Annotated in this window: 13 protein-coding genes; 11 read left to right on the top strand and 2 right to left on the bottom strand. The window is 50.7% G+C overall.

Annotation, left to right across the window (positions count from 1 at the left end; genetic code table 11):
* Positions 1-36: 36 nt before the first annotated feature.
* The 11 genes from ACLU9Q_RS00525 (at position 37) to ACLU9Q_RS00475 (ending at position 10634) form a co-directional block, all read left to right on the top strand.
* Positions 37-1110 (top strand): family 43 glycosylhydrolase, encoded by a 1074-nt coding sequence (locus ACLU9Q_RS00525; protein WP_296837417.1) that lies wholly within the window; start codon positions 37-39, stop codon positions 1108-1110.
* A gap of 221 nt (positions 1111-1331) precedes the next feature.
* Complete coding sequence (locus ACLU9Q_RS00520) at positions 1332-2003, top strand: response regulator transcription factor (RefSeq protein ID WP_296905866.1); 672 nt, start codon at positions 1332-1334, stop codon at positions 2001-2003.
* On the top strand, positions 1991-3196 hold the full coding sequence (locus tag ACLU9Q_RS00515) for a sensor histidine kinase (protein ID WP_296837414.1): 1206 nt from the start codon (positions 1991-1993) through the stop codon (positions 3194-3196). Before ACLU9Q_RS00520 ends, ACLU9Q_RS00515 begins: the two co-directional genes overlap by 13 nt.
* 139 nt (positions 3197-3335) lie before the next feature.
* Positions 3336-4046 carry an ABC transporter ATP-binding protein gene (locus ACLU9Q_RS00510; RefSeq protein WP_296837411.1) on the top strand — a complete coding sequence of 237 codons (711 nt, stop codon included), beginning with the start codon at positions 3336-3338 and terminating at the stop codon, positions 4044-4046.
* The gene (locus tag ACLU9Q_RS00505) at positions 4043-5083 is read left to right on the top strand and encodes a hypothetical protein (RefSeq protein WP_302592936.1); all 1041 of its coding nucleotides are present in this window, start codon (positions 4043-4045) and stop codon (positions 5081-5083) included. The genes ACLU9Q_RS00510 and ACLU9Q_RS00505 overlap by 4 nt, the downstream gene beginning before the upstream one ends.
* Before the next feature lie 138 nt (positions 5084-5221).
* A complete protein-coding gene (locus tag ACLU9Q_RS00500) occupies positions 5222-5392 on the top strand; it encodes a hypothetical protein (protein ID WP_296837405.1) in 171 nt (56 codons plus the stop codon).
* Positions 5379-5717: a type II toxin-antitoxin system RelE/ParE family toxin gene (locus tag ACLU9Q_RS00495; RefSeq protein ID WP_302592935.1), complete on the top strand. Its 339-nt coding sequence runs from the start codon at positions 5379-5381 to the stop codon at positions 5715-5717. The genes ACLU9Q_RS00500 and ACLU9Q_RS00495 overlap by 14 nt, the downstream gene beginning before the upstream one ends.
* A 181-nt stretch (positions 5718-5898) precedes the next feature.
* Positions 5899-6552 carry a response regulator transcription factor gene (locus ACLU9Q_RS00490; protein WP_296837399.1) on the top strand — a complete coding sequence of 218 codons (654 nt, stop codon included), beginning with the start codon at positions 5899-5901 and terminating at the stop codon, positions 6550-6552.
* Positions 6553-6580: 28 nt separating this feature from the next.
* Positions 6581-8023, top strand: a complete 1443-nt coding sequence (locus tag ACLU9Q_RS00485) for a sensor histidine kinase (RefSeq protein ID WP_006862918.1) — start codon at positions 6581-6583, stop codon at positions 8021-8023.
* On the top strand, positions 8013-9029 hold the full coding sequence (locus ACLU9Q_RS00480; protein WP_302592933.1) for a hypothetical protein: 1017 nt from the start codon (positions 8013-8015) through the stop codon (positions 9027-9029). Before ACLU9Q_RS00485 ends, ACLU9Q_RS00480 begins: the two co-directional genes overlap by 11 nt.
* A gap of 102 nt (positions 9030-9131) precedes the next feature.
* The gene (locus ACLU9Q_RS00475; protein WP_302592932.1) at positions 9132-10634 is read left to right on the top strand and encodes a Mur ligase family protein; all 1503 of its coding nucleotides are present in this window, start codon (positions 9132-9134) and stop codon (positions 10632-10634) included.
* A gap of 436 nt (positions 10635-11070) precedes the next feature.
* Here the strand turns inward: ACLU9Q_RS00475 and ACLU9Q_RS00470 are convergent, their stop codons facing one another.
* Positions 11071-11331: a type II toxin-antitoxin system Phd/YefM family antitoxin gene (locus tag ACLU9Q_RS00470; RefSeq protein WP_302592931.1), complete on the bottom strand. Its 261-nt coding sequence runs from the start codon at positions 11329-11331 to the stop codon at positions 11071-11073.
* Between the two features lie 178 nt (positions 11332-11509).
* Complete coding sequence (locus tag ACLU9Q_RS00465) at positions 11510-12367, bottom strand: shikimate dehydrogenase (RefSeq protein WP_302592930.1); 858 nt, start codon at positions 12365-12367, stop codon at positions 11510-11512.
* Positions 12368-12631 lie beyond the last annotated feature (264 nt).

Raw genomic sequence — 12631 nt, 5'->3', positions numbered from 1 at the left:
GAGGAAAATGTCCATATTTTACAGGAGGTGGAAACGATGAAAACTTATGACTGTATTCGTCCGGGCAGAGTATGGCTGGATACTGCTGGAAAACCGATTCAGGCGCATGGCTTTTCTGTGTTTTATAACGAAGAAAAAAAGCTGTATTATTGGTATGGAGAAAATAAGGAACGGACGAAAAAGGGCGGAACGATCTGGCACTGGGGCGTGCGGCTGTATACTTCTTTGGATTTGTATAACTGGACGGACAGGGGCCTGATTATTCCGCCGGAACCGGAGGATCTGAGCAGTCCTCTGCATCCCACTTACTGTATGGACCGTCCGCATATCCTTTACTGTAAAAGCACGGGGAAGTACGTGGCATGGCTGAAGATCATGGCAGGCGGAGAACATGCGGATTGTCAGTTTATGTCTGTATTGCAGGCGGATGAATTTGAGGGACCCTATACGTTCGTGCATAAAATTTATAAACCGCTGCAGATGGACACCGGTGATTTTGCTCTCCATGTGGATAAGGAAACCGGGCGGGGATATATTTTCTTTGAGCGCCCGCATTTCCAGCTGATCTGCGCCAGTCTGACGGAGGATTTTACCGGTGTGACCGGCGAATATTCTGTACACTATGACGGCCTGCTCCCGCCTTATACGCGGGAGGCTCCGGTATTTTTTGAGCGGAATGGGAAAAAGTATTTATTTACCTCCGGTACCAGCGGCTATTTCCCCAATGCGAGCAGGGTGTGTGTATTTGACGATTATCACGGGGAATATAAAGACCTGGGCGATCCATGCATCGGCGATAAGAGCCACGCCACCTTTAACAGCCAGATTACCAGTGTGCTGAAGATACCGGGAAAAGAGCTGTATGTGGCGTGCGCGGACAGGTGGAAACCGGGATGGCTGGTTCCGAAAATGTCAAAGCAGATCATATCCGGCATGGAGCGTCATTTTAAGGACTACAGGCCGGATGGAAGCCCAAGGGCGGCGCAGCCGCTGCCGGAAGTGGAAACACGGCATAAGGATAACACCTGGAAATCAAGGTATGTATGGCTGCCGGTAGAATGGCAGGGGGAGAAGCCGGTGATCCGCTGGCATGAGAAATGGCGGTTATAAAAATGGCTGCCCGCACAGGAATATTTCTGTTCTTGCACGGGCGGCTTTTGTGTTGCCGTGCCTCCGAAGGAAGCTACCGATGGCAGATCCTGCAGGTAATGAATTTTTAAAATTTTTTATATTGAAGCTACGCAAGAAAGAGAATAAAATTAAATTGATCTGTCATGAAGAAATTGACTTTGTCGGATGAGTAACAGAGAAAGAATCATAAGGAGACACCCATGAACCGTATTTTAATTGCAGATGACGAACCGGATATTGTGGAGATGCTGCGGTGCTTTTTTGAGCGCCGCGGCTATTTTGTGCTGACGGCGACGGACGGTGCGCAGGCGCTGAGGAAGGCAGAGCAGCAGCCGGACATTATCCTGCTGGATATCAATATGCCTGAGCTGGACGGCATGGAGGTATGCAGGCGCATCCGGGGCTTTGTGTCCTGTCCGATCCTGTTTCTGACAGCGCGCATTGAGGATAGTGACAAGGTGCAGGGCTTTGCAGTGGGCGGCGACGACTATATTATCAAGCCGTTTTCCCTGGCGGAGCTGGAGGCGCGGGTTGCTGCGCATCTGCGGCGGGAGATGCGCCGGATAAGCGGCGCGAGTGTCCGGTTTGGCAGGGAGCTGTCGATTGATTATTCACAGCGGCAGGTTTTTGTAAATGGGAAAGCGCTCTCCTTTCCGAAAAAAGAATTTGCGATCATCGAGCTTCTTTCTGTAAATGCGGGACAGGTGTTCGACAAAGAGCGGATTTATGAGAAGGTATGGGGATATGACGGGGAGGGCGACAGCGGCGTGGTTGCCGAGCACATCCGCCGTATCCGTGCGCGGCTGTCTGCAGTTTCGGAAAAAACCTACATCGAAACGGTCTGGGGGTGCGGTTACAAATGGGTAAGCTAAAGTCAGTTTTTCAGAACATGTCTCTGCGAAAAAGCCTTGCCTGCTACATAGCCGTGTTTGCGCTGCTTGCGGTTTTCCTTGTCGGAATTACCGAATCTGTCTGTCAGAGCGGGATTGACGCGATTTATGCGAAATACCCGGATGAGCGGGAGCGTTATTATCTGGTTAATGAGGATGGACAGCGGCTTGGAGACGGGAGCACATATGTTTATAAAACGCCCCGGGCGCTTCCGCAGGAGGCAGACCGGATGCTGGATATTCTGGAGAACCTTCCGATGCTGCTAACGCCGGTGTACTCAGCGATATGCGTGCTGGCGGCGGCAATGCTCTTTTACCGCAGAAAATTAAAGCGTCCGCTGGCGCTGCTCACGGAGGCGTCGGAGAAAATATCACAAAATGATCTGGATTTTTCTGTGAAATATGACAGCGCGGATGAGATGGGCAGGCTTTGCGGTTCCTTCGAGCTGATGCGTGCTGCGCTGGAGAAAAATCAAAAGGAAATGTGGCGGGCGATGGAGGAGCGCAAACGGTTGAATGCGGCATTTGCACATGATCTGCGCACGCCGCTGACTGTTCTGCGCGGCTGCAATGAGATGCTTCAGCTCACGGGAAATGAGCAGGAACGGCACACGGCGGACATGATGCAGAAGCATATAAGGAGACTTGAGAATTATGCCGGAAGCATGAGCAGCGTCCAGCGGCTGGAGGACCGCGCGCCGGATTATCGCATATTGCGGCTGAAGAAATTTCTGGAAACGATGGAACAAAGCGCCGGGGTGCTCTGTGCGCAGTATGACAGGGAGCTGCATTTTGATGATCAGACAGTGTCCGCGGAGCTTTGTATGGATGAGGATATTCTGCAGCAGGTATTTGAAAATCTGCTCTCGAACGCGGTGCGCTATGCGCAGACTTATGTTGCGGTACAGGTACAGGAAAGGGAGGACGGATTACTGCTCACGGTCGCGGACGACGGCGGTGGTTTTTCGGAAAAGGGACTGAAAAACGCCGCGGAGCCTTATTACCGTGAACAGAAAAACAGGACCGCGGCAGAAAGCGACGGTGCAGATCATTTCGGGCTTGGACTTTATATTTGCAGAGTGCTTTGCCGGCAGCATGGCGGCTGGCTGGAAATCACAAACAGAAATCCCGGCGCGAAGGTAACGGCATTTTTTCAGAAAAAAACGGAAAGTTGATAAAAAGTAGAAATTTATGATTTAAACTCTCTCCATGACACGGGGAGAGTTTTTTTGCGGAAAACAGAGCGTGAAAAAGCAGTGCTTCAAATTTGAAGGACAGTTCCCCGTGATTTTCAGACATTGTAGGAGGAGAAATATGCAGTTACAGACAAGGAATCTCACAAAGCAATACGGCGATAAGACGGCGGTGAATCACTTAAATCTGATCCTGACTAACGGAATTTATGGTTTACTGGGCGCAAATGGCGCCGGAAAGACCACGTTTATGAGGCTGCTGTGCGGATTGCAGAAACCGACAGAGGGAGAGATCCGGTTAGATGGAAAGCCGGTTTCGCAAATGGGAGCCGCTTATACAGGGCTGCTTGGCTATTTGCCGCAGCAGTTTCCCTATTATCCGGACTTTACAGCGGAGGATTTTCTGCTTTATATGGCGGCGGTAAAGGGGCTGAATCAAAACGAGGCGCGGAAAAAAAGCCGGGAGCTTCTGACGGCAGTGGGGCTTGAAAAAAGAGGAAAAGAAAAGATCCGGCGGTTTTCCGGCGGCATGAAGCAGCGGCTCGGAATTGCGCAGGCCTTGCTGAACGATCCCAAAATCCTGATTTTTGATGAGCCGACGGCGGGGCTTGATCCGAAGGAGCGCATACGCTTCCGAAATCTGCTGCATTCTTTTGCAGAAAACAAGATCGTGCTGCTGTCCACACATATTGTATCTGATGTGGAGAGTACGGCGGACACCATTTTGATAATGAAGAACGGGAAAATCGTTTATACCGGGCGGACGGAAATGATGACGGACGACCTGGAAAAATTGTATTTATATTATTTTGGGGAGGAGGAAGAGTCATGAGACAATTAATCTGGTTTGAGCTGAAAAAAATTTTTTCGAGGAAGATTATTCTGGCGGCGCTGGTTGTGCTGGCGGGCTTAAATATCATCAGCTTTGTGGGGGAATTTCCGGCAGAGGAAACGGCATACGAACAGGAAATCGCCAGGAAATATGAGGGGGTGCTGGACGATGAAAAGGTGCAGCAGATGCTTAGGGATTTTCTGCCCTCACAGGAGCAGATCAATATGTGGAAGGGTGTACATGTGATGTATATCGGGCAAAATTCCATCCAGACAGCGGTTCATGCATACTTCGCAAAGGAGGACGGAACCTGGAACGGAAAAACAGTACGTGATGTTTTTGGTGACCAGGAAATCCGGGTGGGCTACAACAGCGGCTGGCTGGATTTTTCCAGACTGCTTGCGAAAATGATGCTGGGAGCAGCAATCTTCTGCGTATTGATGGTAAGTCCGGTATTTGCCGGGGAATACGCCGGGATGGAGCAGCTTCTGCTGGCGGCGCGGTTTGGAAAAACAAAATGTGTGATGGCGAAAATAACGGCCGCATTCCTTGCGTCCCTGGCAGTAGTCCTCGCGGTGCTTACCGGAAATTTTACCGGCGCCTTTCTGGCGATGGGAACGGAGGGTCTGCAGGCAAGCACCCGGTTCTGCGGAGTTTATTACCAGGAATGGATGCCGTTTCCGATAAGCTGCCAGGAAATGCTTATCTGGCAGACGATCCTTGCTGTCAGCGGCATTCTTATGCTCACGGGCATCACACTTGCCGTCTCCGCCGCGGCAAAAAATCAGACCACCTCGCTGATCGCCGCAGCGTTCCTCTTTGCGTTTCCGCTGTTTATGACTATGCCGGAAAGCGCTCCGCTCTTTAAAATCCTCGGTCTGCTTCCGGCATATCAGCTCCAGTTCGCTTTGCTCATGGGGATCGGGCAGATGGGAGACCTTTTCTACGCGGCCCTTGGCGTTCCCGCGGCGGCAGCAGCGGCGGTGGGCGGAAGCCTTCTGGCGGGGAGCATATGGAGAAAACGAGAGGTGAGCTAAAGGGAAAAAGATTTTGCGCTTTTACCCCTGTCTGATCTCAAAAATTTCATTGTAGAAATGTTGGTTCTATGGTATACTCTGACTAAGAAACTTTGATCTGCATAGACTATTATGGAACAGAACGGATGGAGTGATGGCATGGAATTGACAAAGAGCAGACAGACAGAGAGACTGCATGAAAACGAATCTTTCTTGCGTATGCTGGACAGAGGAATTGACGATATGGAAGCTGGCAGAGAATTACCTTTGGAGGATGCTTTCAAAAAAATTACAGAATTGAGAGACGCCAGAAGAAATGCAAGAATGTGAAGTGATCCTGACCTGGGAAGCAATTTATGATGTGACTGATATTGCAGACTATATCGAGGCTGAGTTTGGACAGAACCGGGCTGACCGTTTCCAGGAGGATATAAAAAAGGAAATGAAAAAGCTTGGTTACATAGGCGGCGGATTTCCTAAAACGAGAATCCTGTATCGGAATTATACTATTCATAAAAAGCCATTCCCGCCATCAATTATTTTTTACATTCTCATGGAAGAAAAAAAGGAAGTTCATATTCTAAGGGTATTGCGGGAGGAACGCAACTGGCAGAATATATTGAAAAAGACAAAGAGTTATACTTATCCAACATAACTTTTATGCAGGAAGGCAGTAAAAAAGCAATCATTACAACGGTTTAAATTTCAGGCGGCAGAGGTTTCTGCCGTCTCTTTGCGTTTGGCAAATCGGGGTTGTTTTTTTATTCCTGCTACGGTATGATGAAAGTAGTTTTATACGAGGGTGCGATTTCAAAGACGCAAAAGGGGAAGAGAAAGTGATTAAAATACTGATTGTGGAGGATGAGGAAGCCATTGCGAACCTCATACGGATGAATCTGGTAAAAGCGGGCTACCAGTGTGAGCTGGCTTTTGACGGGGAGGAGGCGGCGGATAAGATTGCCCAGAAGAGCTATGACCTGATTCTGCTGGATATCATGCTGCCGAAGCTAAACGGTTATGAGGTGCTGGAGTATGCAAAATCGGTGGATATTCCGGTGATTTTTCTGACGGCGATGGGCGAGACGCAGCAGAAGGTAAAGGGTCTGCGGCTGGGCGCGGAGGATTATATCGCAAAGCCCTTTGAGATTGCGGAGCTGCTGGCGCGCGTGGAGACGGTACTGCGCCGCTATAAGAAAACGGAGCAGCGGATAAAGCTGTTTGACATTGAAATTGATACGCAGTCGCGCAGGGTGGAGCGCGGCGGCAGGGAAGTGGATCTTACCATCAAGGAATACGAGCTGCTGCTTTTATTTCTGCGCAACAAAAACCGTGCGCTGTACCGGGAAACCATTTATGAGAGCGTATGGGGCGGCGAATACAGCGGGGCGGGCAGAACCGTCGACCTGCATGTGCAGCGCTTAAAGAAAAAACTCGGTCTGGAGGAACACATCACCGCTATTTATAAGGTAGGCTACCGGCTGGAGGTGTAATTCCGGGCGGAAGATAACAGGAGGACCAATGAAATTATCCTGGAAACTATTTTTTTTGACAACACCGATTTTTATCCTGTTTCTCACTCTGACAGGCTCCTGGGTAATCCAGGACAGCTTTCAGAGGAGCCTGCAGCAGGAAATCGGGCGCTGCCTGGCGGAAAACCAGCTTTTTCAGAATTCCTATGAGCTTACCCGGCACAATCTTTCCAAGAAGCAGCTTGCCAAGGTGTCGGTGGACTGGCTGGTGGAGAGCTTCTACCAGCATGACGGAAAAAAGGGTACGAATACGCGGATTTACGACGAAAGCGGCAGCGTTCTGTATCAGGATACCGGTATGCAGGTGGAGCACAATATCCGGGAGAGCCTGACGCCGGAAAACAATACCGGCTATGAGCTGGTAAAGTGGCACGACAAAATGTATCTGGTCGTCATGAGCGCCACCAGCTTTTCGCAGTATATAGAGACGACGGCGGACATTTCCGAGCTGTTTACCAGCCGGTCGGAGATGTATGCAAGATACCAGACGGCGATGCTGTTCGTCTGCCTGGCGGCGGGCGGGCTGATTCTGCTTGTCATTTTCGCCGTTATGAAGAATGTGAAAAAGCTTTCCACGGCGGTGCGCAGCTTTGCCGGGGGACAGTACGGCGTGCGCGCGCAGGTGAAGAGCCATGATGAAATCGGTGCGCTGGCGGCGGATTTCAACTGGATGGCGGATGCCATGAGCGTCCAGATGGAGAAGCTGCAGAGCGAGGTGGAGAGACAGGAGGAGTTTACCTCCGCGTTTGCGCATGAGCTGAAAACGCCGCTCACTTCCATCATCGGCTATGCGGACACGCTGCGGCAGATGGAGCTCTCCAGGGAAGAGACGGATATGTGCGCCAATTATATTTACCATCAGGGAAAGCGTCTGCAGTCGCTTTCCTACAAGCTGCTGGAGCTGATGATGGCGGGCAGGCAGGATTTTCAGCAGAAGGAAATCCCGGTGCAGGAATTCCTGCAGGAGGTAGGCGCGGCGGTGGCTCCGGCGCTGGAGGAAAAGGGGATTTTACTGGAAATCCAGGCGCAGAAGGGCGTTATTTACGGCGACCGGGATTTGCTCTCCACGGTATTTATCAATTTTATCGATAATGCCCGCAAGGCGTCTGAGAGCGGACAGCATATCTGGGTGAAGGGCTTTGTAAACGGTGCCGGCTATATCATCACAGTGGAGGATGAAGGACGCGGAATACCGCAGGAATCGCTGAGCCGTATCACGGAAGCGTTTTATATGGCGGATAAATCGCGTGCGCGCAAGGAAGGCGGAGCCGGTCTGGGGCTGGCGCTCTGCCGGAAAATCCTGGAGGTTCACAGGGCGCTCTGGAAAATAGAGAGCGAGCAGGGCAGGGGAACCAAAATCACGGTCTGCCTGAGAAACACGCAGATGAAATGGCAGGAGCAGAGAAGGCGCAGGAGGAAAGATGTCGGATAAAAAGAAAATAAAAACGATTCTGCTGTATGCGGCGGGAGTTCTTGTTCTGGCTCTGTGCATAGCGGCGGGCTGGTTTCTGCCGGAAGCCTATGGTAACTGGCAGGATAGCCGGCTGATCGGGCAGGTGCAGCTCTCAGACCGCGCGGAGATTGATTTCCTGGACGGGGCTGAGCTGGACCAGATTTCCAGATGGCAGGAGCTGGAGGCATGCACCGACTTTTTCTGGGAAAACGGCGAGGGATGGTACTATACCGTCACGTCGGAATGGGATGAGTATATTCAGGCATGTGAGGAAGAAGCAAAAATCTGGTGTGCAAACGGACTGCTTCCACTGGAGGAGGAACAGCTTGACTTAGCAAAAAGGGTAGTATATCTGATAGAATGCAGGACGCTCATTGCGGGAGAAAACGAGATTCCGGTGGCAATCTTCTCCTTCTCGCTGGATGATGATTTATTTGTGGGTAATAGTGAAAACGGATGCGTCACGATGGTTCTGGATGCCGAAACGAAAAAAGCGTACTACATGTCGGCGGTCGGGAACGGGGTGCGGGAGTATATGGCAAAGCAGCTTGGCTATTCCTCCCTGGATGATCTGCAGAGAAATCTGGTGAAGAATGGCTCGCGGGAATTTGAGGTAAGCCCGGATATCTCCGGAATGGATTTTGCCGCTGTCTGCGGCGCGGACCGTGCGGTAGTGACCTCTTCTCCGGGGTATCTGGAGCTGGAGGCGGATATTGTATACGATTCCTTCCGGACAGTAGCACAGCGCCGCCTGATTGAAGGGGAGAATTACCAGTCCTTCAAAGAATATCCGGATTCGGTCGCAGGCTACGGACTTGCCGTGATGTTCGGACCGACAGAGAGTCCCGGCGTATTTATGGAATGTCTGTACAAGGAGGATACAGACGGGAGCTACTGGCAGAGTATCGATGGATTGATTGATACAGAGCTGTTCTGCGATGTACTGTATACAGACGGATATTATAACGGAAGTGAAAACTGGTAGAAAAATAAAAAAAGATACAACTCTGATACAGTTTTGAAGAAATTCTGATGCATGCCGGAGTTATCCTTTCTGCAGAAATGAAACAGAAAAGGAGTGGCGGGCATGATTACAACGCATGATGTGGAGCGGATTTTGAGGGAGCAGGGGCTTCTCTGCCGTGCGGATAAAAATGAAGAGGCGGCGCCGGTTACGTGGGTTACGTGTGATTCCAGAGAAGTAATTCCCGGCACGCTCTTTATCTGCAAGGGGGCGGAGTTTCTGCCGGAATACCTGCTGGAGGCTGTGGCGTATGGCTGCATTGCCTATATGAGCGAGGAACGCTGGGGAACGCCGAAAACAGTCAGAGGCTTTGTGGTAAAAGATATCCGGCGCGCGATGGCGGTGGTGTCGGCGGCATTTTTTGAATATGAGCCGGAGGCGCTGAAGCTCACAGGAATCACCGGAACCAAGGGAAAGACGACGACGGCGTGGTATCTGCGGGCAATGCTGGATGAATGGCAGCAGGAAAAGGGAAAAAAGAAAACCGGGCTTATTTCCAGTGTGGAAAACTTTGACGGCAGCAGCCGGTCAGACGCGGTGATGACGACGCCGGAGGCGCCGGTGCTTTATGAGCTGATCGCGCGGGTGAGGGCGGCAGGAAGCGAATACATGACGATTGAGACCTCCAGCCAGGCGCTGAAGTATCACCGGGTGGACGGGCTTCATTTCCAGGTGGGGATTTTTCTGAATATATCGGAGGATCATATCAGTCCGGGCGAGCACCGGGATTTTGAAGATTATTTCCAGTCGAAGCTGTCTCTGCTCAGACAGTGCGGCACGGCGTGCGTGAACCTGGACAGCGATTATGCGCAGCAGATTCTGAAAGAAGCGCAGAAGGCGCAGCGCGTGGTGACGTTCGGGCAGCATCATGAGGCGCAGCTCCGCTACCGGATTCTGCCTGAAAAGGATGGAAAGCAGACCTTTGAAGTCACCTGTCCGCAGTTTACGGAGCAGTTTTCGCTGAAAATGAGGGGGAGCTTTAATATAGAAAACGCTGTGGCTGCGATTGCCGCCGCACAGGTGTATGGTGTACCGGTACACTGTATGCAAAAAGCGCTGGCGGAAACGACTGTTCCGGGAAGGATGGAGGTCTTTGAAAGCGGGGATAAGAAGGTCTGTGCGATTGTGGATTATGCGCACAATCAGCTCAGCTTCCAGAAGCTGTTCCAGACGGTGTTCCAGGAATACCGGAGCTTTCACCGGATTATCACGGTGTTTGGCTGTCCGGGCGGCAAGGCGCTCAACCGCCGCAGGGAGCTCGGTGTGCTGGCTGGGATGTTCTCGGATTATGTTTATGTGACATCGGACGACCCCGGCATGGAGGATGAGAGCAGGATCGCCGACGAGGTGGGCAGCTATGTGGAAATGGCAGGGGGAGCCTGCGACTGCATAGCGGACCGCAGAATCGCCATCCGCAGCGCGCTGGAGAAAGCCGGTTCCGGAACGGAAAAAACGCTGGTTCTCGTTCTGGGAAGAGGCAGCGAAAAATTCCAGAGAATCGGACGGCGGCTCTATGCCTATCCCACCGACGCCAACATTGTGCGGGAGCTGATGGCGGCGCACTGAGCAGACAAGTAACAATGTCAAACCACCAGTTGAACTGGTGGTTGCTGACTTGAATTGTGGCATATAGAATTCTCTTTTCCATGAAAAAAGCAGCAAACTCTATAGATTTACTGCTCATGTGAATCTTTATTCTGTTATAAATGTCTGTCCGTATCTCTTGCACCATACATTAAGCGGCGTACTTCCATTACATCATCAATCACCACATAATAGACGACATAGTTTCTTACATAGATTCGATAGGATAGATAGTCACGTTTTTTGCAGAATGGTACGGCTCAAAAGCAACAGGATTGTTCAGTCTTTCTAAAATAGCGGCTTCAACATCATCAATCAATCGTAATGCTGCGTCCTCATTTTTTAAAACATTGGTAATGTAATTCGCTGTGCTGATCAAATCCTGTTCAAACAGTGGTAAATACCTGAGCTGATGGATTTATTTTCCATGCACCGAACTCCTTGCATTACTGAAAACTGTCTCGTGGGAGAGCCTTTCTTCTGTCATTGCCGCCTGTCTGTCAGCTTCATCTAGTTTCATCTCGATACTGTCAGTCAGGCTTGCATATTCTTCCAGACTTAATACGACCATTGCTCCATATCCATTTTTGGTGAGATATACAGGTTTTCCACTGTTTACAATGGCTTCAATTTCTGGGAATTTATTTCTAAGGTCAGAAACAGGTCTAATTTGTATCATGTTTATACACTCCTTTCGCATTGCTTATTATATCTTAACTTTATCAGAATATTATCACAAGAGGAATGCTTTTCATGTTTTCTCATTTTCTATCCTTGTTTCTTATGCTCTGGATTGTTGGGAGCGTGGTTATTTCCAGTTGGCTGCTCGCTCTTATTTTTAAGTTTTTGATAGATTTTTACTTGAAAAATTCTGCTTTGATTTCTTCCACCGGCATGTCACATCCTGTCCAGAGACGAAATGCTTCCGCGCCCTGGTAGAGTAACATATACAATCCGTTGCATGTGCGGCAGCCGCGGCTCTGGGCGTCTTCCATCAATTTTGTCCGGCGCGGATTATAAATGACATCGGAGACAATCAGCTCCTCATGGAGCATTGTGACGTCCGGAACCGGGCTGACACCGGTATCCGGCGCCATGCCAACGGGCGTCGCGTTGGTGAGAAGATAGCTGTCAGCCAGTTCTTTTTTTAACGTATTGCTGTCGGCAATATCAAACAGGGAAACGCGGCAGCCGGTGCGGTCATTCAGGGTATCCGCAAGCTTCTGCGCGCGCTGCCAGGAACGTCCCCTGCGGTTAAAGAGCGAAAGCTGTGAAACTCCGTCGAGAGCAGCCTGCACGGCAATCGCCGTGGCTGCGCCGCCGCCGCCCAGGAGCACCATTTTTTTCCCAATAACATCTACCGAAGCCTCCCGGAGTGCCGCCATATAGCCGATGCCGTCGGTATTGTGCCCGGTCAGAACGCCGTCCTCAATGACGACCGTATTGACAGCGCCGATGATTTCCGCGGCGGGGGAAAGCCTGTCGGCAAGCTCGCACATGCGGATTTTTACCGGCATCGTGCAGTTGAAGCCGCGTGCGTTCAAAAATTTAAGTGATTTTATCGCCTCTTCCATATCTGCTTCCTTCGCTTCAAAGCAAAGATACGCATAGTCAAGCCCCAGAAGCTGGAAGGCTTTATTGTGCATCAGGGGGGAAATGCTGTGCGCGACCGGACTTCCAAGAAGCCCGGTCAGACGTGTGTGTCCGGTAATCATATGATTTAAGTCTCCTGTCTGTAAAATTCTATCTGTAAATGCTATGTTTTTGCGCTGTGTTATTGCAGCGCCAGATCCCGCGAGCGGGAAACGCTAAGGGTATTATACGCCCACCCGGAGAAATCGGCAAGGAGAAGATGGAAGCTGTGTACTGTTTGCGCCGGTCTCAAACACCTGCTGCGTCGCGAAGCCCGGTTACTGTTCACTCCCAATGTCATTTAGTTAAACAAGACATGTTAGAGAATCCCTGCCATAAAACAGCCC

The sequence above is a fragment of the Marvinbryantia sp. genome (assembly GCF_047017445.1).
In the GTDB taxonomy this organism is placed as follows: Bacteria; Bacillota; Clostridia; order Lachnospirales; family Lachnospiraceae; genus Marvinbryantia.
This window is presented reverse-complemented; position numbering and strand designations above follow the sequence as displayed.

What these genes read in the sequence shown, in the direction of transcription:
- ACLU9Q_RS00525 (WP_296837417.1), top strand. Translation starts at nt 37, where the DNA reads ATGAAAACTTATGACTGTATTCGTCCGGGCAGAGTATGGCTGGATACT.
- ACLU9Q_RS00520 (WP_296905866.1), top strand. Translation starts at nt 1,332, where the DNA reads ATGAACCGTATTTTAATTGCAGATGACGAACCGGATATTGTGGAGATG.
- ACLU9Q_RS00515 (WP_296837414.1), top strand. Translation starts at nt 1,991, where the DNA reads ATGGGTAAGCTAAAGTCAGTTTTTCAGAACATGTCTCTGCGAAAAAGC.
- ACLU9Q_RS00510 (WP_296837411.1), top strand. Translation starts at nt 3,336, where the DNA reads ATGCAGTTACAGACAAGGAATCTCACAAAGCAATACGGCGATAAGACG.
- ACLU9Q_RS00505 (WP_302592936.1), top strand. Translation starts at nt 4,043, where the DNA reads ATGAGACAATTAATCTGGTTTGAGCTGAAAAAAATTTTTTCGAGGAAG.
- ACLU9Q_RS00500 (WP_296837405.1), top strand. Translation starts at nt 5,222, where the DNA reads ATGGAATTGACAAAGAGCAGACAGACAGAGAGACTGCATGAAAACGAA.
- ACLU9Q_RS00495 (WP_302592935.1), top strand. Translation starts at nt 5,379, where the DNA reads ATGCAAGAATGTGAAGTGATCCTGACCTGGGAAGCAATTTATGATGTG.
- ACLU9Q_RS00485 (WP_006862918.1), top strand. Translation starts at nt 6,581, where the DNA reads ATGAAATTATCCTGGAAACTATTTTTTTTGACAACACCGATTTTTATC.
- ACLU9Q_RS00480 (WP_302592933.1), top strand. Translation starts at nt 8,013, where the DNA reads ATGTCGGATAAAAAGAAAATAAAAACGATTCTGCTGTATGCGGCGGGA.
- ACLU9Q_RS00475 (WP_302592932.1), top strand. Translation starts at nt 9,132, where the DNA reads ATGATTACAACGCATGATGTGGAGCGGATTTTGAGGGAGCAGGGGCTT.
- ACLU9Q_RS00470 (WP_302592931.1), bottom strand. Translation starts at nt 11,331, where the DNA reads ATGATACAAATTAGACCTGTTTCTGACCTTAGAAATAAATTCCCAGAA.
- ACLU9Q_RS00465 (WP_302592930.1), bottom strand. Translation starts at nt 12,367, where the DNA reads ATGATTACCGGACACACACGTCTGACCGGGCTTCTTGGAAGTCCGGTC.